This window comes from Pseudomonas sp. Gutcm_11s, assembly GCF_028649395.1.
Taxonomy (GTDB): Bacteria; Pseudomonadota; Gammaproteobacteria; order Pseudomonadales; family Pseudomonadaceae; genus Aquipseudomonas.
Genome location: NZ_JAQSUW010000014.1, coordinates 480315 through 504016, shown reverse-complemented (window position 1 = coordinate 504016; position 23702 = coordinate 480315). Strand labels below are relative to the sequence as shown.

At 65.1% G+C, this 23702-nt stretch carries 26 protein-coding genes; 10 read left to right on the top strand and 16 right to left on the bottom strand.

From position 1 onward, the window contains the following. Positions 1-21: 21 nt before the first annotated feature. From PTT45_RS13240 to PTT45_RS13215, 6 genes are all read left to right on the top strand, one after another. Entirely contained in the window at positions 22-348 is a 327-nt protein-coding gene (locus PTT45_RS13240; protein WP_003460931.1) for a YbaB/EbfC family nucleoid-associated protein, read from the top strand. Between the two features lie 171 nt (positions 349-519). After that, positions 520-1119, top strand: a complete 600-nt coding sequence (gene recR, locus PTT45_RS13235) for a recombination mediator RecR (protein WP_273813752.1) — start codon at positions 520-522, stop codon at positions 1117-1119. Between the two features lie 98 nt (positions 1120-1217). Continuing rightward, positions 1218-1733 (top strand): sigma-70 family RNA polymerase sigma factor, encoded by a 516-nt coding sequence (locus PTT45_RS13230; RefSeq protein WP_273813751.1) that lies wholly within the window; start codon positions 1218-1220, stop codon positions 1731-1733. Positions 1734-1736: 3 nt separating this feature from the next. Continuing rightward, a complete protein-coding gene (locus PTT45_RS13225; protein WP_273813750.1) occupies positions 1737-2681 on the top strand; it encodes a FecR domain-containing protein in 945 nt (314 codons plus the stop codon). Between the two features lie 110 nt (positions 2682-2791). Then, positions 2792-5275: a TonB-dependent siderophore receptor gene (locus tag PTT45_RS13220; RefSeq protein WP_273813749.1), complete on the top strand. Its 2484-nt coding sequence runs from the start codon at positions 2792-2794 to the stop codon at positions 5273-5275. 65 nt (positions 5276-5340) lie between these two features. Continuing rightward, the gene (locus PTT45_RS13215) at positions 5341-6534 is read left to right on the top strand and encodes a PepSY-associated TM helix domain-containing protein (protein WP_273813748.1); all 1194 of its coding nucleotides are present in this window, start codon (positions 5341-5343) and stop codon (positions 6532-6534) included. Here PTT45_RS13215 and PTT45_RS13210 read toward each other — a convergent pair. Further along, on the bottom strand, positions 6518-6922 hold the full coding sequence (locus tag PTT45_RS13210) for a hypothetical protein (RefSeq protein WP_273813747.1): 405 nt from the start codon (positions 6920-6922) through the stop codon (positions 6518-6520). The genes PTT45_RS13215 and PTT45_RS13210 overlap by 17 nt on opposite strands. A 121-nt stretch (positions 6923-7043) precedes the next feature. On the opposite strand from PTT45_RS13210, the gene PTT45_RS13205 reads away from it, so the two are divergent. The 3 genes from PTT45_RS13205 to PTT45_RS13195 all read left to right on the top strand — a co-directional run bounded on the left by PTT45_RS13205 (position 7044) and on the right by PTT45_RS13195 (position 9290). After that, positions 7044-7625: an eCIS core domain-containing protein gene (locus PTT45_RS13205; RefSeq protein ID WP_273813746.1), complete on the top strand. Its 582-nt coding sequence runs from the start codon at positions 7044-7046 to the stop codon at positions 7623-7625. A 59-nt stretch (positions 7626-7684) separates the two neighbouring features. Beyond that, positions 7685-8833, top strand: coding sequence for an acyl-CoA dehydrogenase family protein (locus PTT45_RS13200; protein ID WP_273813745.1), 1149 nt, complete (start codon positions 7685-7687; stop codon positions 8831-8833). A 109-nt stretch (positions 8834-8942) separates the two neighbouring features. Continuing rightward, positions 8943-9290: a hypothetical protein gene (locus PTT45_RS13195; protein ID WP_273813744.1), complete on the top strand. Its 348-nt coding sequence runs from the start codon at positions 8943-8945 to the stop codon at positions 9288-9290. A gap of 39 nt (positions 9291-9329) precedes the next feature. Here the strand turns inward: PTT45_RS13195 and PTT45_RS13190 are convergent, their stop codons facing one another. Beyond that, complete coding sequence (locus PTT45_RS13190) at positions 9330-9878, bottom strand: adenine phosphoribosyltransferase (RefSeq protein WP_273813743.1); 549 nt, start codon at positions 9876-9878, stop codon at positions 9330-9332. Between the two features lie 11 nt (positions 9879-9889). Continuing rightward, on the bottom strand, positions 9890-10624 hold the full coding sequence (gene fnr, locus PTT45_RS13185) for a fumarate/nitrate reduction transcriptional regulator Fnr (protein ID WP_043307547.1): 735 nt from the start codon (positions 10622-10624) through the stop codon (positions 9890-9892). A gap of 158 nt (positions 10625-10782) precedes the next feature. Between fnr and PTT45_RS13180 the strand changes: the two genes are divergently transcribed. Next, positions 10783-11232, top strand: coding sequence for a hypothetical protein (locus PTT45_RS13180; RefSeq protein ID WP_273813742.1), 450 nt, complete (start codon positions 10783-10785; stop codon positions 11230-11232). An 18-nt stretch (positions 11233-11250) separates the two neighbouring features. On the opposite strand, the gene hemN is transcribed toward PTT45_RS13180, so the two are convergent. The 13 genes from hemN to PTT45_RS13115 all read right to left on the bottom strand — a co-directional run. After that, the gene (gene hemN / locus PTT45_RS13175; protein ID WP_273813741.1) at positions 11251-12633 is read right to left on the bottom strand and encodes an oxygen-independent coproporphyrinogen III oxidase; all 1383 of its coding nucleotides are present in this window, start codon (positions 12631-12633) and stop codon (positions 11251-11253) included. Between the two features lie 68 nt (positions 12634-12701). Further along, complete coding sequence (locus PTT45_RS13170) at positions 12702-13385, bottom strand: sulfite exporter TauE/SafE family protein (RefSeq protein WP_273813740.1); 684 nt, start codon at positions 13383-13385, stop codon at positions 12702-12704. After that, entirely contained in the window at positions 13378-13587 is a 210-nt protein-coding gene (gene ccoS / locus PTT45_RS13165; protein WP_273813739.1) for a cbb3-type cytochrome oxidase assembly protein CcoS, read from the bottom strand. Before ccoS ends, PTT45_RS13170 begins: the two co-directional genes overlap by 8 nt. A gap of 40 nt (positions 13588-13627) precedes the next feature. Then, positions 13628-16033, bottom strand: coding sequence for a heavy metal translocating P-type ATPase (locus tag PTT45_RS13160; protein ID WP_273813738.1), 2406 nt, complete (start codon positions 16031-16033; stop codon positions 13628-13630). Between the two features lie 10 nt (positions 16034-16043). Then, the gene (locus tag PTT45_RS13155) at positions 16044-16547 is read right to left on the bottom strand and encodes a FixH family protein (RefSeq protein ID WP_273813737.1); all 504 of its coding nucleotides are present in this window, start codon (positions 16545-16547) and stop codon (positions 16044-16046) included. 13 nt (positions 16548-16560) lie between these two features. Beyond that, positions 16561-17976 carry a cytochrome c oxidase accessory protein CcoG gene (gene ccoG, locus PTT45_RS13150; protein ID WP_273813736.1) on the bottom strand — a complete coding sequence of 472 codons (1416 nt, stop codon included), beginning with the start codon at positions 17974-17976 and terminating at the stop codon, positions 16561-16563. A gap of 134 nt (positions 17977-18110) precedes the next feature. Further along, the gene (gene ccoP / locus PTT45_RS13145; protein WP_273813735.1) at positions 18111-19088 is read right to left on the bottom strand and encodes a cytochrome-c oxidase, cbb3-type subunit III; all 978 of its coding nucleotides are present in this window, start codon (positions 19086-19088) and stop codon (positions 18111-18113) included. Then, positions 19085-19270: a cbb3-type cytochrome oxidase subunit 3 gene (locus PTT45_RS13140; protein ID WP_273813734.1), complete on the bottom strand. Its 186-nt coding sequence runs from the start codon at positions 19268-19270 to the stop codon at positions 19085-19087. Before PTT45_RS13140 ends, ccoP (PTT45_RS13145) begins: the two co-directional genes overlap by 4 nt. A 6-nt stretch (positions 19271-19276) precedes the next feature. Further along, on the bottom strand, positions 19277-19894 hold the full coding sequence (gene ccoO, locus PTT45_RS13135) for a cytochrome-c oxidase, cbb3-type subunit II (RefSeq protein ID WP_273813733.1): 618 nt from the start codon (positions 19892-19894) through the stop codon (positions 19277-19279). Further along, positions 19894-21336 carry a cytochrome-c oxidase, cbb3-type subunit I gene (ccoN, locus tag PTT45_RS13130; RefSeq protein ID WP_273813732.1) on the bottom strand — a complete coding sequence of 481 codons (1443 nt, stop codon included), beginning with the start codon at positions 21334-21336 and terminating at the stop codon, positions 19894-19896. Before ccoN ends, ccoO (PTT45_RS13135) begins: the two co-directional genes overlap by 1 nt. A 329-nt stretch (positions 21337-21665) precedes the next feature. After that, positions 21666-22616 (bottom strand): cytochrome-c oxidase, cbb3-type subunit III, encoded by a 951-nt coding sequence (ccoP, locus tag PTT45_RS13125; protein ID WP_273813731.1) that lies wholly within the window; start codon positions 22614-22616, stop codon positions 21666-21668. A 6-nt stretch (positions 22617-22622) separates the two neighbouring features. Beyond that, a complete protein-coding gene (gene ccoO / locus PTT45_RS13120; protein WP_273813730.1) occupies positions 22623-23237 on the bottom strand; it encodes a cytochrome-c oxidase, cbb3-type subunit II in 615 nt (204 codons plus the stop codon). Further along, on the bottom strand, positions 23237-23702 hold a 466-nt coding region (locus PTT45_RS13115; protein WP_273813729.1), incomplete at its 5' end, for a cbb3-type cytochrome c oxidase subunit I. The genes ccoO (PTT45_RS13120) and PTT45_RS13115, both read right to left, overlap by 1 nt.

Here is a 23702-nt window from a genome sequence, read left to right as displayed (position 1 = left end):
GCATAGCAGAGGAACATCACCATGATGAAAGGCGGCATGGCAGGCCTGATGAAGCAGGCGCAGCAGATGCAGGAAAAGATGCAGAAGATGCAGGAAGAGCTGGCCAACGCCGAAGTCACCGGCCAGTCCGGCGCCGGCCTGGTGAGCGTGGTGATGACCGGTCGCCACGACGTCAAGCGCATCACCCTGGATGACAGCCTGATGCAGGAAGACAAGGAAGTGCTGGAAGACTTGATCGCCGCAGCGGTGAACGATGCCGTGCGCAAGGTCGAGCAGAACAGCCAGGAGAAAATGTCCGGCATGACCGCCGGCATGCAGCTCCCGCCCGGCTTCAAAATGCCTTTCTGATAAACGTGCCGCCCAGCCACTGCACATAGCTGTGTTGCAAGCCGGCCCGGGCATCCTCATTTACGGCCAGTAAACTCCGGTGCCCGTGCCGTCTTGCGCCTTGCTCTGCACAGCGTCTGAACGGCACTTACACCGCAGTGGCTCCAGAAAAGCTAGCACCCGGTAGCCCCCATGAGCTTCAGCCCTCTAATCCGCCAACTGATCGATTCGCTGCGCCTTCTCCCCGGCGTCGGGCAGAAGACCGCGCAGCGCATGGCGCTGCAGTTGCTGGAACGTGATCGCAGCGGCGGCATGCGTTTGTCGCAGGCGCTGGCGGCGGCGATGGAGGGGGTAGGGCACTGCAGGCGTTGCCGTACCCTGAGCGAGGACGAGCTGTGCCCGCAGTGCAGCGACCCGCGCCGCGACGACGCGTTGCTGTGCGTGGTGGAGGGGCCGCTGGACGTGTTCGCGGTAGAGCAGACTGGTTATCGCGGGCGTTACTTCGTGCTCAAGGGTCATCTCTCCCCATTGGATGGCCTGGGCCCGGAGGCCATCGGCATTCCCGAGCTGCTGGCACATATCGGCGCCAGCCAGTACGGCGAAGTTATCCTCGCCACCAACCCGACGGTGGAAGGCGAGGCCACCGCCCACTACATCGCGCAGATGCTCAACGGCAAGGGTATCGTCCTGTCGCGTATCGCCCATGGCGTTCCGCTGGGTGGCGAGCTGGAACTGGTGGACGGTGGCACCCTGGCTCATGCACTGGCTGGACGGCGGCCGATCAACGGCTGATTCGTGCCCGCTGGCGTGGCGAAGAGAATTCTCTGGTAACTCAAACTTGAGAAGCATTACCATTCGCGCTCTTTCGGCGTGGATGGCGGATGTTTCCCATGGCGGTCAGTACGACCCCTCCTCAGCAGCAGGCGTTCCAGCAGCTCTATCAGGATCACCACGGTTGGTTGCACGGCTGGCTGCGGCAACGCATGGGCTGCGCGCAGAACGCCGCCGATCTGGCCCAGGACACCTTCCTGCGTCTGCTGAGCAAGGAGCGCGACCTCAGCCCGTTGCGTGATCCGCGCGCCTACCTGTCGACCATCGCCCACTCCCTGCTGGTCAACCACTGGCGTCGCCTGGCCATCGAGCGCGCCTACCTGGAATCCCTGGCCCTGCAGCCGGAGCAGTACGCGCCGTCGCCGGAGGAACGCGAGCTGATCATGGCCACCTTGCTGCAGATCGATGCCATGTTGCGGCGCCTGCCGGGCAAGGTGCGTGACGCCTTCCTCATGGCCCAGCTCGATGGTCTGACCTATGTGCAGATTGCCGCCAGGCTCGGCGTGTCCGAGCGCATGGTGAAGAAGTACATGGCCCAGGCCATGCTGCATTGCCTGACCCTGGCGCAGGACTGACGCATGAGCCAGAGCATCGATTTCACCGTGCTGGAGCAAGCTGCCGAATGGTTTTCCCGCCTGCGTGACGAGCATGTCAGCGAGCAGGACCGTCTCGCCTGGCAGCTTTGGCTGGAGGCACAGCCGCAGCATCGCCAGGCCTGGCAGCGGGTGGAGATGATCAGCAGCCAGTTCGAGCGTCTGCCGCAACGCCAGGCAGCGCGTTCGGCACTGCAGGCGCGGGGCATGGATCGGCGCCAGGCGCTGAAGGTGCTGTCCGTGATCAGCGGCGGCGCCCTGCTGGCGCTCACCGGCCGCGGCCTGCCCTGGCAGCAATGGCAAGCCAACCAGCGCACGGCGGTGGGCGAGGTGCGGGGCAGCGAGCTGGCCGATGGTAGCCGGCTGTGGCTGAACACCGACAGCGCGCTGGACGTGGATTTCAGCGCCAGCCTGCGGCGCCTGGCGCTGTATCGCGGCGAGGTGCTGGTGGACGTGGCTGCCGATGACCGGCCGCTGTGGCTGGAGACCGAACATGCTCGCCTGCGCGTGCAGCAGGGGCGTTTTGCAGTGCGCCAGCGCGAGGATGGCTATCTGGTCTCGGCCGAGCGCGGCGAGCTGGAGATCCTCGGCGCGCGTCGCCAGGCCTTGGTGGCCGGGCAGCAGATCTACTTCGACGCTCTGCGGGTGGACCAGCCGGCGCCATTGCGACCGGGTCAGCAGGCCTGGACCCACGGCATTCTGCAGGCCGACGACATCCCGTTGGGCGAGTTCATCGCCGAACTGTCGCGCTATCAGCACGGCCATCTGGGCTGCGATCCACAGGTCGCCAACCTGCGCCTGGTTGGCGCCTTCCCGCTGGCCGAGCCGGAACGCATCTACTCCGCGCTAGAGGCCAGCCTGCCGGTGCGCGTGGTGCGCCGTCTGCCCTGGTGGATCAGCATCGAGCCGCGCGAGACTGCTGCGGTTTGAGTGCAGGCGAAAATATTTTTCATTTGCGGTTCCCCTTTTCGCGTCTCGTCTGGCTCTAGGGGCAGAAGGGCAATTTAGCCCAGCCATTTCAGCAGACCCAGGGGATCTCCATGCGTACCACCCATATCCACCGTCCGGCTCCGCAGATCCTGCGCTGCGCCATTCGCGCCGCCGTGCTGGCCATGCCGCTGGCCGCCCTGCAACCGCTCCTGATCAGCCAGGTGCATGCCGCCGAGACCGAGCAGAGCCTGCGCAGCTACGCCATCGCGGCCGGCCCGCTGTCCAGCGCCCTGAGCCAGTTCGCCAGCGAGTCGCAGATTCTGCTCGCCGTGGACGGCCAGCTCACCGCCGGCAAGCAGAGCGCCGGCCTGCAGGGCCAGTATTCGGTGGACGAGGGCCTGGCCCGGCTGCTGCAGGGCAGCGGCCTGCAGGTGGTGCGCGACGCCAGCGGCGGCTACTCGCTGAGCGTGGCAGGCGAAGGCGCCAACCTGTCGCTGGAGACCGCCCACGTGGAAGGCTTTGCCCTGGGCAATGCACTGGGCAGCATGGATGGCTACAACGCCACCCACAGCAGCGTGGCAACCAAGACCAGCAAGGAGCTGGTGAAGACCTCGCAGAGCGTGTCCGTGGTCACCGCCGCGCAGATCGAGGAGCAGGGCTCGCGCACTGTCGCCGAGGCCACGCGCTACACCGCCGGCGTGCTCACCAATCCCTACGGCAGCACTCATCGCTACGACTACCTGGCCATGCGAGGGATCAACGACGGCTCGGTGGACAACATCATCATCGACGGCCTGAAGTCCATGGGCGACCCGGGCTCGTTCACCAGCCTGCAGATCGACCCGTACTTCATCGAGCGCATCGACGTGCTCAAGGGCCCGTCCTCGGTGCTCTACGGACGCAGCAACCCGGGTGGCCTGGCGGCACTGACCACCAAACGTCCGGAGTTCGAACAGGCCGCGCGCATCGATGTGTCCTACGGCAGCCACGACTACAAGCAGACCGCCTTCGACGTCACTGGCCCACTCAGCGACAACGTCGCCTACCGCCTGGTCGGCCTGGCCAAGGACGCTGACGTGCAGGTCGACCATGTCGAGGAGACCCGCTACGCGCTGATGCCCAGCCTGGCGCTGAACCTCAGCGACGACACTCTGCTCAATCTCTACGCCTACCTGCAGCACGACCCGAACGGCGGCTACCACGGCAGCCTGCCGGCCTCCGGCACCCTGCACAAACGCAATGGCGAGCGCATTTCCGGCAGCTTCTTCGAGGGCGACCCGAGCATCGAGGAGTTCACCCGTACCCAGCAGATGCTCGGCTACGAGCTGGAACACCGCTTCAACGATACCTGGAGCGCGCGGCAGAACTTCCGCTACCTGGACGCCACCAGCGAGAACAGCCAGGTCTGGGGCAACGGCTACGTGAGCGCCACCAGCAACGAGCTGAGCCGTGGCTTCAGCGGCGGCGAGGAGAACCTGCACGCCTGGATCGTCGACAACATGCTGCAGGCCGAATTCGCCACCGGCGCGGCGCAGCACACGGTCGTCACCGGACTCGACTATCAGTATTCGAAGAACAAGGTGCGCTACGACCGCGACTACACCTCGGTGACCCCGCTGGATGTATTCAACCCGCAGTACCCGGCCAACGACCTGGCCGACCTGGCCACCGTCAGCAATGCCCTGCGTCGGCAGAAGCAGGCCGGTCTGTACGTGCAGGACCTGGTCGAGCTGGGCGGCTGGAACTTCACCGCCGGCCTGCGCCAGGACTGGTACGACGTGTCCATCGACGACTATCAGCAGGGCACCAAGGACGCCAACACCGGCGACAAGCTCAGCGGCCACCTCGGTGTGCTCTATGCCTTCGACAACGGCCTGTCGCCGTACCTGAGCTACTCCACCTCGTTCAACCCGACGTCCAACTACTCCGACGGCGCGCAGATCCTCAAGCCGACCACCGGCGAGCAGTGGGAAGCCGGCCTGAAATTCCAGCCGCCGGGCACCGACGACCTGTACACCATCTCCTTCTTCACCATCGAGATGGAGAACCTGTTCGCCAAGGAAAACAGCTTCACCGACAGCTACGAGTACAAGGGCGTCGGCGGCATCGACTCCAAGGGCGTGGAGCTGGAAGCCCGCGTGCAGGTCACCGACAACCTGCAGCTGATGGGCAGCTACACCTACAACGACGTGGAGTACAGCAAGCCCTATTACATCTTCGCTGACGCCAGTTACACCAACGTGGTGAACGCCAAGGGCAACACTCCGTACCAGACCCCCGAGCAGATGGCCAGCCTGTGGGCCGACTATGGCTTCAAGGACGGCTTGCTGGCTGGCCTGACCATTGGCGCCGGTGCGCGCTATGTGGGCGAGAGCTACGGCAGCGACCTGAACGATTTCAAGGTGCCGTCCTACACCCTGTTCGATGCGGCGATCAGCTATGACCTGAGCAACGTCGGCCTGCAGGGCACCTCGGTGCGAGTCAACGCCAACAACCTCACCGACGAGTACTACGTGGCGTCCTGCTATTCGGCAACCGCCTGCTACCTGGGCGAGGAACGCACCGTGGTGGCTACCGTCACCCAGAAATTCTGATGCTGTGAGTTGGCCGCCGCCTCGCAAGGGGCGGCGGCTTTCTGCTGTCTGCGAGACGAACAATCATGACGCGCAACATCCTGGTCCTGCTGCACCGCTACCTGGGCCTGGCGACGGCGGTATTCCTCGCCCTGGCCGGCCTTACCGGCAGCGTGCTGGCCTTCCACCATGAACTGGACGAGTGGCTCAACCCGCAGTTCTACCAGACCGACCATGCCGCCACGGCGCAGATGGACGGCCCGAGCCTGATCGAGCACCTGGAGGCTGAGTATCCGCAGCGCCTGGTGTGGTACCTGGAACAGCCGGAAGAACCCGGCCATTCGGCGCTGCTGGCGACCATGCCGCGTACCGACCCGGCCAGCGGCCAGCCGTATCCGCTGGCGCCGCGGGTGTTCTACCTCGACCCGGCGAATGGCAAGGTGCTGGGCGAGCGGGAGTGGGGCGCCTGCTGCTTCTCACGGGAGAACTTCGTTCCCTTTATCCTCGAGTTTCACTACAACCTCAGCCTGCCGGGCAACTGGGGCCTTTGGCTGATGGGCATCGTCGCCATCCTCTGGACCATCGATTGTCTGGTATCGCTGTGGCTGACCCTGCCACGCGGCCGGCCGTTCTGGCGCAAGTGGGGCAAGGCCTGGAAGATCAAGCGCCAGCGCCTCAACCACGACATGCACCGCGCTGGCGGTCTGTGGCTGTGGTTGCTGCTGACGCCTGTGGCAGTGAGCAGCGTGGCGATGAATCTGCCGGCCGAAGTATTCAAGCCAGTGGTGTCGCTGTTCTCCGAGGTCCCCCTGAGCACCTACGAGGCACGTGGCCGGCTACCCAAGGAGGAACTGGGCGAGTTGAAGCTGGACTATCGCCAGGCCTACCGCTTGGCGCGCGAGGAGGGTGATCGTCTCGGTCTGCACGCGCCAATCACCGAGCTGTACTACAGCTTCGAGTACAACTTCTTCGGCGCCGGTTTCGGTGATCACGCCAGTGATGAGGGCAACGCCTGGATCTTCGTGCATGGCCAGGATGGCAGCGTGATTGGCCGCGAGATCCCTGGCGTGGGCACGCTCGGCGAGCGCTTCTACCAGCTGCAGCTGCCGATCCACGGCGGGCGCATCCTCGGCTTCCCCGGGCGGGTGCTGATAGCCGTGTTGGGGCTGGCCATCGCCGTGCTCAGCGTCACCGGCATCGTCATCTGGTGGCGCAAGCAGCGTGCGCGGCGCTTCGCCGGGCGTCGTGCCGAGATGGCAACGATCACTTCAGCCCGGTGAAGGCCGGGGCGTTGGCGCGGTAGTAGGCGAGGGCGTCGACGAAACGCTCGGCCTGCTGGCGGTCGGCGAGGTGGAACTCACGCAGGGTTTCGCCGCTCGGGCCGCTCAGCCGCACCAGGTAGCCGCTGCCACTGCGGCGCAACTGGATGCCATCGAGCGAGCTGAAGTAGATGCGCTCGCGGATGTCCTGGGGCGTACCCGTGGCGTCGTCCGCGCTGTCGCGAAAGCCCAGGTAGCGGCTGTCCAGGTAGGCGGCGGCGGGTTGCTGTGTCGCCACCTCGGTGATCACTGCGTAGGCCTCGCGTTCGCCGATGGCCTGGGGCTGGTAGTTCAGCGTGGTGCAACCCACCAGCAGCAGGGTGCTCAGGGCAATGCAGATGGCGCGCATTTTCTATCTCCCAGGCAGCGAATTCGGGATATTCCGGCCCCCGCGCCGGTCATAGCGTCGTCCGCCATCCGCTGCCATGATGGCGGCCCAGCGCACCCCCGAACTACTTCCTGGAAAATCCGTGACTCCCGCTTATCTTCGCCGCGCCGCGTTGCTCGCCATCCTTGGCTGGCCGCTCGGCGCTTCTGCCGCCTGCCCGGTGGGGCAGATGGAAATCTGCTTCACCAGTTGTATCTGCGTGCCCGATGTCGAGCAGGTCCGCACCCAGGTGCTCGGCTCTGCGTCGGTGACGCTCGAGCGCTGGATCCTGCAATCCCGCGATACGGCGCTGATGGCAGGTACCCAGCCGATGCCGCTGCAGATGCGTGCACAACTGGCGCCCTATTACGACAGCGCCTTGCTCGATACGGTTCGCTTCCGTGTCGGTGCGCTCGACGAAATGGACGTGGCCAGCGCCATGCTGCAGAACCCGGACATCCAGGCGGTGACCCTGGTCGACGTGGTGGTGTTCCGCAGCCAGGAGGCCGCCGAGCAGGATATTGCCCTGTGGGCCCACGAGCTGTGGCACGCCAAGCAATACCGTGAATGGGGCTCGACCGGTTTCGCTCAGCGCTACACCCGTGATTTCGAGGCGGTGGAGAAGCCGGCCTATGACATGCAGATACAGGTGATGCGGGCATTGCGTGCGGCAAAAACGCCATGACTTGAAAACCAAGCAAGCGCTCGGTTAGGGTGGCGAAAACAAAAACGGGAGCCACCCGCATGTCCGCTTTCCAGGAATACTTCGACCAATCCCATCAACTGGTGCGCGACTCGGTGCGCCGCTTCATCGAGCGCGAGGTCTTGCCGCACGTGGCGGACTGGGAGGAGGCCGAGGAGTTTCCTCGCGAGCTGTACCGCAAGGCCGGCGCCGCCGGCATCCTCGGCATCGGCTATCCGGAACAGTATGGCGGCAGCCACGAGGGCGATCTGTTCGCCAAGGTGGCGGCCAGCGAGGAACTGATGCGCTCCGGCTCCGGCGGCCTGGTGGCCGGTCTCGGTTCGCTGGATATCGGCCTGCCGCCGGTGCTCAAGTGGGCCAAGCCGGCGCTGCGCGACCGCGTGGTGCCCGAAGTGCTGGCCGGCGAGAAGATCATGGCCCTGGCCGTGACCGAACCCTCCGGCGGCTCCGACGTGGCCAACCTCAAGACCCGCGCCGTGCGTGACGGCGATTTCTATCGCGTGACCGGCAGCAAGACCTTCATCACCAGCGGTGTGCGTGCCGATTACTACACGGTGGCCGTGCGCACCGGTGGCGAGGGCTTCGGCGGCGTCAGCCTACTGCTGATCGAGAAGGGCACGCCCGGCTTCACTGTCGGCCGCTCGCTGAAGAAGATGGGCTGGCGCGCCTCGGATACCGCCGAGCTGTTCTTCGACGACTGCAAGGTGCCGGTGGAGAACCTGATCGGCGCCGAGAACATGGGCTTCGCCTGCATCATGGCCAACTTCCAGAGCGAGCGCCTGAGCCTGGCGCTGATGGCCAACATGACCTCGCAGATGGCGCTGGAGGAGGCCATGGCCTGGGCCCGCGAGCGCGAAGCCTTCGGCAAGCCGATCGGCAAGTTCCAGGTGCTCAAGCACCGCCTGGCGGAGATGGCCACCCAGCTGGAGGTTTCCCGCGAGTTCACTTATCGCCAGGCCGCCAAGATGGCCGTGGGCAAGAGCGTGATCAAGGAAATCTCCATGGCCAAGAACTTCGCCACCGACGCGGCTGACCGCATCACCTACGACGCCGTGCAGATCCTCGGCGGCATGGGCTACATGCGCGAGAGCCTGGTGGAGCGCCTGTACCGCGACAACCGCATCCTCTCCATCGGTGGCGGATCGCGAGAGATCATGAACGAGATCATCAGCAAGCAGATGGGACTGTGAAGGCCACCCTCGACAGGCTGCGTGCTGGTCAGTAGTTTCACCTCTGCCGCGCCAGCGCAGCGGCGAGGAGCGTCTTGGCGATCCTCTGTCTTGTACAAGGACCGTCCCGATGAAGCAGCTTCGCCGCGTTTTCCTGACACTCATGCTCCTGCCAGCAGCTGCCGCTTTTGCTGCTGGCGGCTCGGGTGAGTACGAGCTGGACTGGCCCGTAGCCGGCGAGACCCTGGCTTACCGCTCCTGCGGCTGTGGCGATGCCTGTTGGGTGGCGCAGGTGCGCGACACAGCGAACGGTGAGGCGAAGGCCACCTTGAGCTGCGATTGCGAGGCGCTGTTCTATGCATTGGGTGGTGCGGAGAAGCAGCCGCTGAGCGAGTCCTGCGAGGCGATCAACCAGAGCGAGCACAAGGCTGGCCAGATCAGTGACAGGTTGCAGCAGCTGCTTGGCCAGGGGCGCTGAAGAGCGCCCTGGCGATTGCCTGACGGGGTTTCGTGACGCCTAGCGCTCGTCGAGGGCGAAAGCGGTCAGGCAGAAGGTGGGGATGCCCATGTCCTGGAGCTTTTGCGAGCCACCCAGTTCTGGCAGGTCGATGATGGCGGCGGCCTCGTGCACCTGGGCGCCGAGGCGCTTGACCAGGCGAGCGGCGGCCAGCAGGGTGCCGCCGGTGGCGATCAGGTCATCGAAGACCAGCACGCGGTCGCCTTCACACAGGCTGTCCGCATGCACTTCCAGCAGGGCTTCGCCGTACTCGGTCTGGTAGCTCTCGGCGATCACGTCGGCCGGCAGCTTGCCCTGCTTGCGGAACAGGATCAGCGGCTTGTTCAGCTCATAGGCGATCACCGAGCCGATCAGGAAGCCGCGCGCGTCCATCGCCGCCACGTGGCTGAAATCGGCCTCGACATAGCGCTGGATAAAGCTGTCGGCTACCAGGCGCTGCGCGCGCGGCGACTGGAACAGCGGGGTGATGTCGCGGAACACCACGCCGGGCTTGGGGAAGTCCGGCACAGGGCGGATCAGCGACTTAATGTCGAATTCGTCGAAAATCATGGAGTACTGCCTCAGTCCGCCAGGTTGCCACCGGCCAGCGAGCATAGCTCGATGGGGTCAAGAATCTGTACTTCCTTGCCTTCGGCATTGATCAGGCCGTTCTGCTGGAAGCGGGTGAACACTCGCGACACGGTCTCCACGGCCAGGCCGAGGTAGTTGCCCAGCTCGTTGCGCGACATGGACAGGCGGAACTGTTGTGCCGAGAAGCCGCGGGCACGGAAGCGCGCGGACAGGTTGACCAGGAAGGTGGCGATACGCTCGTCGGCGGTCTTCTTCGACAGCAGCAGCATCATCTGCTGGTCGTCGCGGATCTCGCGGCTCATCACCCGCATCAGCTGGCGGCGCAGCTGCGGCAGCTGTACGGACAGCTCGTCCAGACGCTCGAAGGGGATCTCGCACACCGAGGTGGTTTCCAGTGCCTGGGCCGAGACGGGGTAAACTTCGGTGTCGACGCCAGACAGGCCGACCAGCTCGCTGGGCAGGTGGAAGCCGGTGATCTGCTCTTCGCCCGCGTCGCTGAGGGTGAAGGTCTTCAGGGCGCCGGCACGCACGGCGAATACCGAGTCGAAGGCATCGCCCTGGCGGAACAGGAACTCACCCTTCTTCAGCGGGCGGCCGCGCTTGACGATGCGGTCCAGCGCGTCCATGTCCTCCAGGTTCAAGGACAGCGGCAGGCAGAGTGGCGCCAGGCTGCAATCCTTGCAATGGGCTTGGTGGGGGCTGTGCACCTTGATGGTTTCTGACATCGGATTTCCCTGACTGCAGATCACACACAAAGACAAAGGGTAACTCATGGCCTGGCCAGTGGGCCAGGGTGACCATGGTGGTATAGGCCTGACTGATTGCTCAAGTTTTTCCGATAGGGCCCGATAAGACGGCGAGAGAAAGCGTCGAGGGGAACTCCATGCTGAAAATAGACGTGAGTGCCATGACCGAGCGGCTGTCGCTGGGTGTACAGCGCCAGGTGGCCCGTGCCGAGGGCGAGGAGCCCAGCGAGCAGGAGGTGCGCGATGGCCTGCGGGTGAGCTTGTCCGAGCTGGGGCGGGTGCGCTCTGCCGCCAAGAACGACGACATCGACGAGGCCGACCTGCCGGACAACATCAAGGAAATCCTCAAGCTGATCCGCGCCCTGCGCCAGCAGATCGCCGAGAAACAGGCCGAGTTGCAGGCGCTGATGACGGAGCCGGGGGCGGACCCGCAGCTGCAGCAGGCGAGAGCCGAGGCGCTGCGCAGCGAGCTGGCCTCGCTGCAGGGCGCGCTGAGCACAGCCCAGGCTGGCCTGGTGCAGGCGCTCAAGGATAAACGCCTGAGCGATGACCAGCGGATGCAGGCGGCCAGCCTGGCCATGGCTTGAGTCTGAACTGAGCGGCCCTCAGATCACCCGCGAGAAGCGCTGCTGGTTCTGCTGCTCCAGGTAGTGGTCGAACAGCATGCACAGCGAACGTACCAGTAGGCGCCCTGCGGGGCGCACGTCGATGCCGCGCTCGTGCAGGTCGATCAGCCCATCGCGCGCCAGTTGCTGCAGCTGCGGCCAGATAGCCGAGAAGTAACTGCGAAACTCTATGGCGAAGCGTTTTTCGATATCGCCGAAGTCCAGCTGGAACTGACAGATCAGCGCCTGAATCACGGCGCGACGGATGCGGTCGTCGTCGTTGCAGTGCAGGCCGCGCTGGGTGGCCAGCTGGTCATTGTCCAGGCTCTGCTGGTAGTTGGTCAGGTCGCTGCTGTTCTGGCTGTAGAGGTCGCCGACCTGGCTGATGGCCGACACGCCCAGGCCGATCAGGTCGCAGTGGCCGTGGGTGGTGTAGCCCTGGAAGTCGCGCTGCAGGGTGCCGTCCTCCTGGGCCATGGCCAGCTCGTCGTCGGGCAGGGCGAAGTGATCCATGCCGATGTAGCGATAGCCTGCGGCGGTGAGCTGTTCGATGCTGCGCTGCAGCATCTCCAGCTTCTGCGCCGGGCTGGGTAGCTCGTTCTCGTTGATGCGGCGCTGCGGCATGAAGCGTTCTGGCAGGTGGGCGTAGTTGAACACCGACAGGCGATCCGGCTGCAGGGCGATGACTTCATCGACCGTGCGGGCGAAACGCTCCGGGGTTTGCCGCGGCAGGCCATAGATCAGGTCGATGTTCACCGAGCGGAACTGCAGGGCATGCGCCGCATCGACGATGGCGCGGGTCTGCTCCAGGGTCTGCAGGCGGTTGATGGCGTGTTGTACCTCCGGGTCGAGGTCCTGCACGCCGAGGCTGACACGGTTGAAGCCCAGCTCGCGGAGCAGACCCATGGTCGACCAGTCGGCTTCGCGGGGGTCGATCTCGATGCCGTAGTCGCCGCTATCGTCGTCCAGCAGGTTGAAGTGCTGGCGCAGGTGCTCCATCAGCCGGCGCAGCTCGTCGTGGCTGAGGAAGGTCGGGGTGCCGCCGCCGAAGTGCAGCTGCTCGACCACCTGGCCCTTGTCGAGGTGGCAGGCGATCAGTTCGATCTCCCGTTCCAGGCGCTCCAGATACGGCAGGGCGCGGCCGCGATCCTTGGTGATCACCTTGTTGCAGGCGCAGTAGTAGCAAATGTTGGCGCAGAACGGCACGTGCACGTAAAGCGACAATGGGCGCATGGCCTTGCGGCTGTCGCGCAGGGAATGCAGCAGGTCGAAGGAGCCGACTTCGCCATGAAACTGCACGGCGGTGGGGTAGGAGGTGTAGCGCGGGCCTGGCCGATCGTGACGGCGGATCAGGTCGGCGTCCCAGTGGATGGCGTCGAGCATTGGAGAATCCCTGGAATGGACAGTGCAGCCAGTCTAGGGAGTCGCGCCGCTACGCCTTTTGATTTGTATCAATGGCCCATCAGCCAGTGCTGATGCGGCCCGGGCAGGGTCCAGAGGCCGAACAGGATCACCAGCAGGCCACCGGCGATGCGTACGCCGCGTTTGCGCAGCAGGGAGGTGAGGCGCTCGGCAGCCATGCCGGTGGCCAGCAGCACCGGCCAGGTGCCGAGGCCGAAGGCCAGCATCAGCAGGCCGCTGTCGGCCGGTGAGCCCTGGCTGGAGGCCCACAGCAATGTGCTGTATACCAGGCCGCAAGGCAGCCAACCCCAGACGGCGCCCAGCAGCAGCGCGCGCGGCAGGCTGCTGACTGGCATCAGGCGGCTGGCGACGGGTTGCAGGTGACGCCACAGATGGCGGCCAATGGCTTCGATGCGAGTCAGGCCGCTCCACCAGCCGGCCAGGTACAGGCCCATGGCGATCAGCAGCAGGCCAGCGACTACCCGCAGGATCATCGCCGCCGGGCTACTGGCCACTGCCCAGCCGGCCAGGCCGATGAGCAGGCCGGCGGCGGCGTAGCTGAGGATGCGCCCGAGGTTGTAGGCCAGCAGCAGGCGGAAGCGACGGGCACGCTGCTCCGGCGGAATGGCCAGGGTCAGGGCGCCCATCAGCCCGCCGCACATGCCCAGGCAGTGGCCGCCGCCGAGCAGGCCGAGGATCAGCGCGGAGAGAAGTTGCGGTGCCAGCTCAGGCACGCGGCTCGTCCTTCGGCGTGTCGCTGCTGTCGGCTTCGGCGATGCCGGCCTTGTGCTGCGGGTCTTCGTCGTCGAACAGGATGCTGTGGGCCGGGCCATCCAGGTCATCGTACTGACCGCTGTCCACCGCCCAGAAGAAGACCCAGATGGCGACTCCGACCAGGGCGACGGCGATGGGGATGAGAATGTAGATGGCGGACATGAAGGCTCCGGGATTTACGCGGCGCAGGTGAGTGGCCGCATCAGGGCTGCACGCGGGCCAGGCGCAGGGCGTTCAGCACTACCAGCAACGAGCTGACCGACATACCGACCGCAGCCCACATCGGGGTGATCCAGCCGATGGCGGCAAACGGCAGCACCAGGCCATTGTACAGAGTCGCCCAGGCCAGGTTCTCGACAATCACCCGGCGGGTGCGGCGGGCCAGGGCAAAGGCCTGCACCAGGCTGCCCAGGCGGTTGGACAGCAGCACGGCGTCGGCGCTGGTCTTGGCCAGGTCGGTAGCGCTGCCCATGGCCACGCTGATATCGGCGCCGGCCAGCACCGGCACGTCGTTGACGCCATCGCCAAGCATCAGCACGCGATGGCCGCGCTCGTGCAGGTCCTTGAGCACGGCCAGTTTTGCGTCTGGGGTGAGGCCGCCTCTCGCGTCCTCGATGCCGAGCTGGCGGGCGACCTGGCCAACCATGGGCGAGCTGTCGCCGGACAGCAGCAGGATGTCCCAGCCCTGGGCGCGGCAGGCGGCGATCAGGTCAGGGGCGTCTTCGCGCAGGCGATCGTCGAGGACGAACCAGGCCAGCGGGCCGCGTTCGTCGCCAAGCAGCAGCCACTGGCCGTGCTCGCCGGGAATCGCCGGTGCCTCGCGGTTGGCCAGGGCGGCAACGTAGCCTGGCTGGCCGATGCGCAGGCGGCGCCCCTCGACCACGCCCTCCAGGCCCTGGCCCGGCGCGCTGAGCAGCTGCTCGACGCCACGGCTGCTGTGGCCGAAGGCGCGGGCGATGGGGTGTTCGGAGCCGTGTTCCAGCGCAGCGGCTAGGGCCAGGCAGGCGTCGGCGTCCAGCTCGCGCAGGGTCTCGATGCGGCTCAGGGTCAGGCGGCCCTCGCTGAGGGTGCCGGTCTTGTCGAAGATCACCGTGTCGATCTGCTTGAGCCCTTCCAGCACATGGCCGCGGGTCAGCAGCAGGCCGAGCTTGTGCAGGCTGCCGGTGGCGGTGGTCAGGGCGGTCGGCGTGGCCAGGGACAGGGCGCAGGGGCAGGTGGCGACCAGCAGGGCGAGGACGATCCAGAAGGCGCGCTCGCTGTCGATCTGCCACCAGACCAAGCCGACCACGGCGGCAAAGGCCAGCACGATCAGCAGGAACCATTGCGCCACGCGGTCGGCCAGTTCGGCCATGCGCGGCTTGTCGGCCTGGGCGCGCTCGAGCAGGCGGACGATGGCGGACAGCCGGGTGTTCTCGCCCAGGGCCTGGACCTCGACGGTCAGCGGACCCTCGACGTTGAGGGTGCCGGCGGTGACGCTGTCGCCTTCGGCGCGGGGTAGTGGCAGGTACTCGCCGGTGAGCAGCGACTCGTCGATGCTCGACTGGCCGGCGATGATGCGGCCGTCTGCCGGCAGCTGCGCGCCCGGTGGCACCAGTACCTGGTCACCGACCGCCAGCTCGCGCAGCAGCACGCGCTGGCTCTGGCCGTTGGCATCCAGGCGCAGGCACGAAGGTGGCAGCAGGCTGACCAATTGGGCGGTGGCCGCCGCCGTGCGTTCGCGGGCGCGCCGTTCCAGGTAGCGCCCGGCGAGGAGGAACAGGGCGAACATGCCGACGGCGTCGAAATACAGCTCGCCGTCGCCGGTGATGGTCGACCAGATGCCGGCCAGGTAGGCGCCGCCGATGGCCAGCGATACCGAGACATCCATGGTCAGGTGGCGGGTGCGTAGGTCACGCAGCGCACCGCGGAAGAACTGACCGCAGCAGTAGAAGACGATGGGCGTGGTGAGGAACAGGCTGGTCCAGCGCAGGATCATGTCCAGCTCCGGCGAGAGGTCGACATTGACCTCAGGCCAGGTGGCCATGGTCGCCATCATCACCTGCAGCCACAGCAGCCCGGCGACGCCGATCTGGCGCATCGAGCGGCGGTTTTCCTCGGCCAGGCGCGCGCTGGCCTCGTCGTCCTGCCAGGGGTGGCCGGCGTAGCCAATGCGGCGCAGCTCGGCGAGCAGCTGGCTGAGCGGCAGCTGGCTGTCGGACCAGCGCACCTGCAGGCGCTGGTTGGACAGGTTGAGGTTGGCCTCGGCCACGCCCGGCAGGCCGCGCAGGTGCTTCTCGATCAACCAGCCGCAGGCGGCGCAGCTGATGCCCTCGATCAGCAGGCGGGTCTCGCTCAGCTCGCCCTCGTGCTGCACGAAGTCCTGCTGCACCTCGTCGCGGTCGTACAGCGCGAGCTCATCCGGCAGGGCCTTGGGCAGGGCCTGCGGGTTGATCGCGTTGTCGCTGCGGTGGCGGTAGTAGTTGTCCAGGCCGCCGGCGACGATGGCCTCGGCCACTGCCTGGCAGCCCGGGCAGCAGAAGGCCCGCGTCTCGTCGAGTACGCGGGCCTCGAAACGGCTGCCGGAAGGTACCGGCAGGCCGCAGTGATAGCAGGGAAGGGGGCTGCTCATGCGTGCGGGCTTACTCGCCGAGCTGAATGCGCTGGCCGCTGACCAGTTGTTCTTCCTCGAACAGGCGCCAGTCCTTGCCGCCTTCCTGGCCGATCAGCTCGACGAAACGGCGACCCTCGACGGCGTCCAGCAGGTTGCCGGCGTAGCTGCCGTCGGGCTGGGTCTGCAGCACGACACGACGGTCGCGCTCCGGCTGGGTCGGCGAGATCAGGTTGAGCACCAGTTGCGGCGGATTGCTGTAGCCCTGCAGGCGCAGCTCGACTGTGCCGCGCTCGTTGTCCAGGGTGAGCTCTGCCTTGAGCTTGAGGCGCTGGGCCAGCTCTTCGCGCTCCAGCGAGGTGTTGATGCCCTTGCCGACGTCGTAGTAGTTGTCCGAGAGCAGGCCCGGCGGGTTCTTGGTGGCGATCACCAGCATGCTGGTGCCCAGCACCACGGACAGGCCGAGGATGCCGAGGATGAACCAGACCCAGACTTCTTTGTACCAGGGGTTGACCGGAGGTTGTTGCAACGACATTGGATAGCCTTGTTCAGCGCACGCTTGGGCCGATGAATCGGCTGTCGGCGTCGTTCTCGATGGACGGGTCTTCCAGGGATTTGACCCTGAAGCGGATTTCGTTGGCGCTGGAGGGTAGCTTCTCCGGCTCGATGGACAGTTCCACCGGGATCGACAGCACCTCGCCGGCGACTGCCTTGACCTCGCGCTTGCCTTCGTACTCGAGGCCGTCGATGCCCTCGACGGAAATCAGGTAGGTCAGGTCGCGCTGGGCCTTGTTCATCAGTTTCACGGTGTAGACGTTTTCGACGTGACCCTGCTCGTTCTCGCGGAACAGCACGCGGTCCTTGAGCACGTCGATCTCCACCAGCGAGCGGCTGGCCACCGCCCAGGCGAACATGCTCATCATCGCTACCAGCGCGACGGCGTAGCCTATCAGGCGTGGACGTAGCAGATGGGTCTTCTGCCCGGAAAGATTGTGTTCGGTTGTGTAGCTGATCAGGCCCTTGGGGTAGCCCATCTTGTCCATGATGCTGTCGCAGGCGTCGATGCAGGCGGCGCAGCCGATGCACTCGATCTGCAGGCCGTCGCGGATGTCGATGCCGGTCGGACAGACCTGGACGCACATGGTGCAGTCGATGCAGTCGCCGAGGCCCTGGGCCTTGTAGTCGATGTTCTTCTTGCGCGGGCCGCGATGCTCGCCGCGACGTGGGTCGTAGGAGACGATCAGGGTGTCCGGGTCGAACATCACGCTCTGGAAGCGCGCGTAGGGGCACATGTAGATGCACACCTGCTCGCGCAGCCAGCCGGCGTTGCCGTAGGTAGCGAGGGTGAAGAAGCCGACCCAGAAATAGGCCCAGCCGTCGGCGTCGCCGTTCAGCAGCTCCGGGATCAATTCGCGGATCGGCGAGAAGTAGCCGACGAAGGTCAGGCCGGTGACCAGGCCGATGAGGATCCACAGGCTGTGCTTGGCGGCCTTGCGCCCGAACTTGTTGGCGCTCATCGGCGCCTTGTCCAGCTTCATGCGCTGGTTGCGGTCACCCTCGGTGACTTTCTCGCACCACATGAAGATCCAGGTCCACACGCTCTGCGGGCAGGTGTAGCCACACCAGACGCGGCCGGCGAACACGGTGATGAAGAACAGGCCGAAGGCGGCGATGATCAGCAGCGCCGACAGCAGGATGAAGTCCTGCGGCCAGAAGGTGGCGCCGAAGATGAAGAATTTGCGCTCCGGCAGGTTCCACCAGACGGCCTGACGGTCGTTCCAGCTCAGCCATACGGTGCCGAAGTAGAGAATGAAGAGGAAGGCTCCGCCGCTCAGGCGAAGATTGCGGAACAGGCCAGTGAAGGCGCGGGTGTAGATTTTTTCGCGGCTGGCGTAGAGGTCGACGGTTTCGCCGCTCTTGGCCGGGGGAGGGGTGATGTTTCGGACTGGAATCTGTTCGCTCATCAGGTGCGTACCACGGCTTGGGTGAGTGCTCCTTCGATACTTGCCGAGGGAGTCAGGATTTCACGTCACTATGGTACGCCTGATCGAGCGTTGCCCGGGTGCGACCGGCGGTCGCGTCCGGGCGGGGTGGAGCCTTACTTCTCGACAGCTGCGTCGGTGTTGCCGTGCGACAGGCTATACACGTAGGCGGCCAGCAGGTGCACCTTGTCTTCGCTACCCACGTACGGCAGCTGAGCAGGCATGTTGCCGCTGCGGCCGTAACGGATGGTCTGCTGCAGCTGGGCGTAGCTGCTGCCGTAGATGAAGGCGCTCGGGTTGGTCAGGTTCGGCGCGCCCATGCTCGGGGTGCCGGTGCCTTCCTTGGTGTGGCAGGCGAAGCAGACGCTCTCGAACACTTGCTTGCCCGCGGCCACGTCGGCGGTGACGCCTTCCGGCAGCTTGCGGCCGCCCAGTTCGGTCAGCACGTAGGCAGCGACGTTACGTACGCCATCTTCACCAATGGTCGGGCCCTGAGCCGGCATCATGCCGTGGCGACCACCGATGATGGTCTCCTTGATGGTGGCCGGAGCACCGCCCCAGCGCCATTCGTTGTCGGTCAGGTTCGGGAAGCCGTAGGCGCCCTTGGCGTCGGAGCCGTGGCAAACCGAGCAGTTGGAGGCGAACAGGCGGCCACCCATTTTCAGGGCTTGCTCGTCCTTGGCCACTTCCTCGATCGGCATCTTGGCGTACTTGGCGTAGATCGGCGCGTACTGCTTGTCAGCGCGGAGCATTTCCTTCTCCCACTGGTGTACGCCGGTCCAGCCGGATTCGCCGTTGGCGAACGGCTTGCCGTCGCCGGCTTCGTTGTAGCCCGGCAGCAGACCTTTCCAGGTGCCCAGGCCCGGGTACAGGACCAGGTAGCCGAGGGCGAAGACGACGGTGGCCACGAACAGCATGAACCACCACTTCGGCAGCGGATTGTCGAACTCCTCGATGCCGTCGAAGGCATGGCCGACGGTGTCATCGGTCGGGTCCGGGCGCTGGCCCTTACGAATACCGAAGAGCAGCGCGGTGAGAGCGACGATGGTGCCGAGGCTCAATACGCTGATGTAGATACTCCAGAACAGAGTCATTCTTTATTGCTCCCAGAATCTTGCTCGTCACGCTTGGTGGCTGGGACGTCGTCGGCGAAGGGCAGGTTGGCCGCCTCGTCGAAGCTGCTCTTGCGCTTGCTGTTGTAGGCCCAGAGCACCACGCCGATGAAGGCGACGAAAACTATGACTGTGCCTATGCCGCGAATCATCCCGATATCCATGAGGCGTTACCGTTTGTTCTTGATGGCAGTGCCAAGACCTTGCAGGTACGCGACCAGTGCGTCCATTTCGGTCTTGCCCTTGACGGCTTCACGTGCGCCGGCGACGTCTTCGTCGGTGTACGGAACGCCGAGGGTGCGCAGGGCTTCCATCTTGGCGCCGGTGTGCTTGCCGTCGAGCTTGTTCTCAACCAGCCACGGGTAAGCCGGCATCTTCGATTCCGGTACTACGTTGCGCGGGTTGTACAGGTGGGCACGGTGCCAGTCATCCGAGTAACGGCCGCCGACGCGGGCCAGGTCCGGACCGGTACGCTTGGAACCCCACAGGAACGGGTGGTCCCAGACGCTTTCGCCGGCTACGGAGTAGTGGCCATAGCGCTCGGTCTCGGCACGGAACGGACGAATCATCTGCGAGTGGCAGCCTACGCAGCCTTCGCGGATGTAGATGTCACGGCCTTCCAGCTCCAGCGCGGTGCGCGGCTTCATGCCCTCCACCGGGGTGTTGGTGACGTCCTGGAAGAACAGCGGAACGATCTGGGTCAGACCGCCGATGCTCACCGCCAGGACCATGCCGATGGCCAGCAGGCCGATGTTCTTCTCGAAAATCTCGTGTTTGCTACCGGCCATCAGTGCGCGACCTCTGCAGGAATCTGAGCGGCGACGTCGTACTTGCTCTTGTCAGCGGCACGCACGGTACGCCAGGTGTTGTAGGCCATCAGCAGCATGCCGGTAACGAAGAACGCACCGCCGAGGGCGCGAACCATGTAACCCAGGTGGCTGGCTTCGAGGGCTTCAACGAACGAGTAGGTGAGGGTGCCGTCTTCGTTGACCGCACGCCACATCAGGCCCTGAGTGATGCCGTTGACCCACATGGAGGCGATGTACAGCACGGTACCGATGGTGGCGAGCCAGAAGTGCGCGTTGATCAGGCCGATGCTGTGCATCTGCTCGCGACCAAACACTTTCGGGATCAGGTGGTACAGCGAGCCGATGGAGATCATCGCTACCCAGCCGAGGGCGCCAGCGTGCACGTGGCCGATGGTCCAGTCGGTGTAGTGGGACAGGGCGTTGACGGTCTTGATGGCCATCATCGGACCTTCGAAGGTCGACATGCCGTAGAACGCCAGGGACACCACCAGGAAGCGCAGGATCGGGTCGGTGCGCAGCTTATGCCAGGCGCCGGACAGGCTCATCATGCCGTTGATCATGCCGCCCCAGCTCGGAGCCAGGAGGATGACGGACATGGCCATGCCGAGGGACTGGGTCCAGTCCGGCAGGGCGGTGTAGTGCAGGTGGTGCGGACCGGCCCAGATGTACAGGGTGATCAGCGCCCAGAAGTGCACGATGGACAGGCGATAGGAGTAGATCGGACGCTCGGCCTGTTTCGGCACGAAGTAGTACATCATCCCCAGGAAGCCGGTGGTCAGGAAGAAGCCCACGGCGTTGTGGCCGTACCACCACTGGATCATCGCGTCAGTGGCACCGGCATACACCGAGTACGACTTGAACAGGGTGACCGGCATTTCCATGCTGTTGACGATGTGCAGCATGGCGGTCACGACGATGAAGGCGCCGAAGAACCAGTTGCCCACATAGATGTGCTTGGTCTTGCGCTTGACGATGGTGCCGAAGAAGACCACCAGGTAGGTGATCCAGACGATCCCGAGAAGGATGTCGATCGGCCATTCCAGCTCGGCGTATTCCTTGGAGGAGGTGTAGCCCAGCGGGAGAGTGATCACGGCCAGCACGATCACGGCTTGCCAACCCCAGAAGGTGAAGGCGGCCAGACTGTCGGAGATCAGACGGGCTTGGCAGGTGCGCTGTACCACGTAGTAAGACGTGGCGAACAGGGCGCAGCCGCCGAAGGCGAAGATCACCGCGTTGGTGTGCAGCGGGCGCAGACGGCCGAAGCTGGTCCACGGCAGGTTCAGATTGAGCTCAGGCCACACAAGTTGCGCGGCGATGAACACTCCGAGACCCATCCCGATGACCCCCCAGATTACCGTCATAACGGCGAACTGGCGGACCACCTTGTAGTTATAAGCAGTCTGACTGATTGCTGTGCTCATGCTAGGGGTACCACGGTTAATGGAGTTTTTTTGGGGTAAAAAATCGGCGGCAAGTATGGAGAAATGAGGTACCCATTGCAACGCCGGATGCCTGTGCGATCAAGGTTTTAGCGGCCTTTTGCGGCGATCGAAGGGCTCTTCGCCGAAGTCCGCTACGCACCGAGTAACCCTGCTCCAAGGGGGGAAATCCGTGGGGTTGTTACGGAGTGCGACTGATGGGCAGCTTAGACCAAGTCCTCAAACGCGGCGTGCAAGCGGTCAGGAGGGTGCGACATCGGGTCGCATTAGCGGAAGGTCGCGGGTGCCAGGGCGGCACCCGCGGAGGGAGGTTACTCGCTGGCCAGGGTCTCCTCGGCCGCTGGCTGCTTCTGCGACAGGCTGTAGACGTAGGCTGCGAGCAGGTGGACCTTGTCCTCGCTGCCAACGTACTGCAGCTGCGCCGGCATGTGGCCGCTGCGGCCGTAGCGGATGGTCTGCTGCAGTTGAGCGAAGCTGCTGCCGTAGATGAACGCGCTCGGCTGGGTCAGGTTCGGTGCGCCCATGCTCGGGGTGCCCTTGCCTTCAACGCCGTGGCAGGCGAAGCAGGTGCCGGCGAAGATCTTCTGGCCGGCGGCGATGTCGGCAGTCTCGCCTTCCGGCAGCTTGCGGCCGGCCAGTTCGGTCAGCACGTAGGCGGCGACGTTGTGCACGCCTTCCTCGCCAATCATCGCGGCTTGCGGCGGCATCATGCCGCTGCGGCCACCAGCGATGGTCTGCTTGATCGAGTCCGGGTTGCCGCCCCAGCGCCACTCGTTGTCGGTCAGGTTGGGGAAGCCGTAGGCGCCCTTGGCGTCGGAGCCGTGGCAGACCGAGCAGTTGGAGGCGAACAGGCGACCGCCCATCTTCAGCGCGCGCTCGTCCTTGGCGACTTCCTCGACCGGCATGCTGGCGTACTTGGCATAGATCGGGCCGAATTGCTGGTCGGCCTTGTCCATCTCGCGTTGCCATTGCTTGGTCTGGGTCCAGCCGCCTTCATAGCCCGGCAGCTTGCCGGCGAAGTTGCCGAGGCCGGGATACAGCAGCAGGTAGGCACCGGCGAAGATCAGGGTGCCGAGGAACAGCATGAACCACCACTTGGGCAGCGGGTTGTCATATTCCTCGATGCCGTCGAAGGCGTGGCCCATGGTCTGATCGGATTGGCCGGGGCGCTCGCCGCTGCGGGTGGCGAAGAGCAGCCACAGCAGTGCGATCAGGCTGCCCAGGGTGAGCACGGTGATGTACCAGCTCCAGAAAGTGGTCATGTCCGATTACCTCTTGTTCTTCAGGCTGGTGCCGAGGACCTGCAGGTAGGCGACCAGCGCCTCCATTTCGCTCTTGCCCTTGACCGATTCCTGAGCGCTGGCGATGTCTTCGTCGGTGTAGGGAACGCCGAGGGTGCGCAGGGCGCCCATCTTGGCGGCGGTGTCCTTGCCGTCGAGGGCGTGCTCGACCAGCCACGGGTAGGCCGGCATCTTCGATTCCGGTACCACGTTGCGCGGGTTGTACAGGTGAGCGCGGTGCCAATCGTCCGAGTAGCGACCGCCGACGCGGGCCAGATCCGGACCGGTACGTTTGGAGCCCCACAGGAACGGGTGGTCCCAGACGCTCTCGCCGGCCACGGAGTAGTGGCCGTAGCGCTCGGTCTCGGCACGGAACGGACGAATCATCTGCGAGTGGCAGCCTACGCAGCCCTCGCGGATGTAGATGTCACGACCTTCCAGTTGCAGCGCGGTGTAGGGCTTCATGCCCTTCACCGGCTCGTTGACCACGTCCTGGAAGAACAGCGGAACGATCTGGGTCAGGCCGCCGATGCTCACCGCGAAGACCATGAGCAGGGCCAGCAGGCCGACGTTCTTCTCGAGTATTTCGTGCTTGCTGCTCATCAGTGGGCGACCTCTGCGGGGATCAGGGCTTCGGCGTCGTATTCGGCCGGCTTGGCGGCGCGCACGGTCAGCCAGGTGTTCCAGGCCATCAGGAACATGCCGAGCAGGAAGATGGCGCCACCGGCGACACGGATGACGAAGCCCGGGTGGCTGGCCTCGAGCGCCTCGACGAAGGAGTAGGTGAGGGTGCCGTCGTCGTTCACTGCACGCCACATCAGGCCTTGGGTGATGCCGTTGACCCACATGGAGGCGATGTACAGCACGGTGCCGATGGTGGCGAGCCAGAAGTGCGAGTTGATCAGGCTCACGCTGGCCATCTGCTCACGGCCGAACACTTTCGGGATCAGGTGGTACAGCGAGCCGATGGAGATCATCGCTACCCAGCCCAGTGCACCGGCATGTACGTGGCCGATGGTCCAGTCGGTGTAGTGGGACAGGGCGTTGACGGTCTTGATGGCCATCATC

Bases quoted from the DNA above. Each gene is read 5' to 3' on its own strand.
- ccoP (WP_273813735.1), bottom strand. From the start codon at position 19,088: ATGACTCTGTTCTGGAGTATCTACATCAGCGTATTGAGCCTCGGCACC.
- hemN (WP_273813741.1), bottom strand. From the start codon at position 12,633: ATGCTCGACGCCATCCACTGGGACGCCGACCTGATCCGCCGTCACGAT.
- PTT45_RS13190 (WP_273813743.1), bottom strand. From the start codon at position 9,878: ATGATTTTCGACGAATTCGACATTAAGTCGCTGATCCGCCCTGTGCCG.
- PTT45_RS13180 (WP_273813742.1), top strand. From the start codon at position 10,783: ATGCTGAAAATAGACGTGAGTGCCATGACCGAGCGGCTGTCGCTGGGT.
- PTT45_RS13240 (WP_003460931.1), top strand. From the start codon at position 22: ATGATGAAAGGCGGCATGGCAGGCCTGATGAAGCAGGCGCAGCAGATG.
- recR (WP_273813752.1), top strand. From the start codon at position 520: ATGAGCTTCAGCCCTCTAATCCGCCAACTGATCGATTCGCTGCGCCTT.
- PTT45_RS13210 (WP_273813747.1), bottom strand. From the start codon at position 6,922: ATGCGCGCCATCTGCATTGCCCTGAGCACCCTGCTGCTGGTGGGTTGC.
- ccoP (WP_273813731.1), bottom strand. From the start codon at position 22,616: ATGACCACTTTCTGGAGCTGGTACATCACCGTGCTCACCCTGGGCAGC.
- ccoO (WP_273813730.1), bottom strand. From the start codon at position 23,237: ATGAGCAGCAAGCACGAAATACTCGAGAAGAACGTCGGCCTGCTGGCC.
- ccoO (WP_273813733.1), bottom strand. From the start codon at position 19,894: ATGGCCGGTAGCAAACACGAGATTTTCGAGAAGAACATCGGCCTGCTG.
- PTT45_RS13200 (WP_273813745.1), top strand. From the start codon at position 7,685: ATGTCCGCTTTCCAGGAATACTTCGACCAATCCCATCAACTGGTGCGC.
- PTT45_RS13230 (WP_273813751.1), top strand. From the start codon at position 1,218: ATGGCGGTCAGTACGACCCCTCCTCAGCAGCAGGCGTTCCAGCAGCTC.
- PTT45_RS13140 (WP_273813734.1), bottom strand. From the start codon at position 19,270: ATGGATATCGGGATGATTCGCGGCATAGGCACAGTCATAGTTTTCGTC.
- fnr (WP_043307547.1), bottom strand. From the start codon at position 10,624: ATGTCAGAAACCATCAAGGTGCACAGCCCCCACCAAGCCCATTGCAAG.
- PTT45_RS13155 (WP_273813737.1), bottom strand. From the start codon at position 16,547: ATGTCGTTGCAACAACCTCCGGTCAACCCCTGGTACAAAGAAGTCTGG.
- PTT45_RS13225 (WP_273813750.1), top strand. From the start codon at position 1,737: ATGAGCCAGAGCATCGATTTCACCGTGCTGGAGCAAGCTGCCGAATGG.
- ccoS (WP_273813739.1), bottom strand. From the start codon at position 13,587: ATGTCCGCCATCTACATTCTCATCCCCATCGCCGTCGCCCTGGTCGGA.
- ccoG (WP_273813736.1), bottom strand. From the start codon at position 17,976: ATGAGCGAACAGATTCCAGTCCGAAACATCACCCCTCCCCCGGCCAAG.
- ccoN (WP_273813732.1), bottom strand. From the start codon at position 21,336: ATGAGCACAGCAATCAGTCAGACTGCTTATAACTACAAGGTGGTCCGC.
- PTT45_RS13220 (WP_273813749.1), top strand. From the start codon at position 2,792: ATGCGTACCACCCATATCCACCGTCCGGCTCCGCAGATCCTGCGCTGC.
- PTT45_RS13215 (WP_273813748.1), top strand. From the start codon at position 5,341: ATGACGCGCAACATCCTGGTCCTGCTGCACCGCTACCTGGGCCTGGCG.
- PTT45_RS13160 (WP_273813738.1), bottom strand. From the start codon at position 16,033: ATGAGCAGCCCCCTTCCCTGCTATCACTGCGGCCTGCCGGTACCTTCC.
- PTT45_RS13195 (WP_273813744.1), top strand. From the start codon at position 8,943: ATGAAGCAGCTTCGCCGCGTTTTCCTGACACTCATGCTCCTGCCAGCA.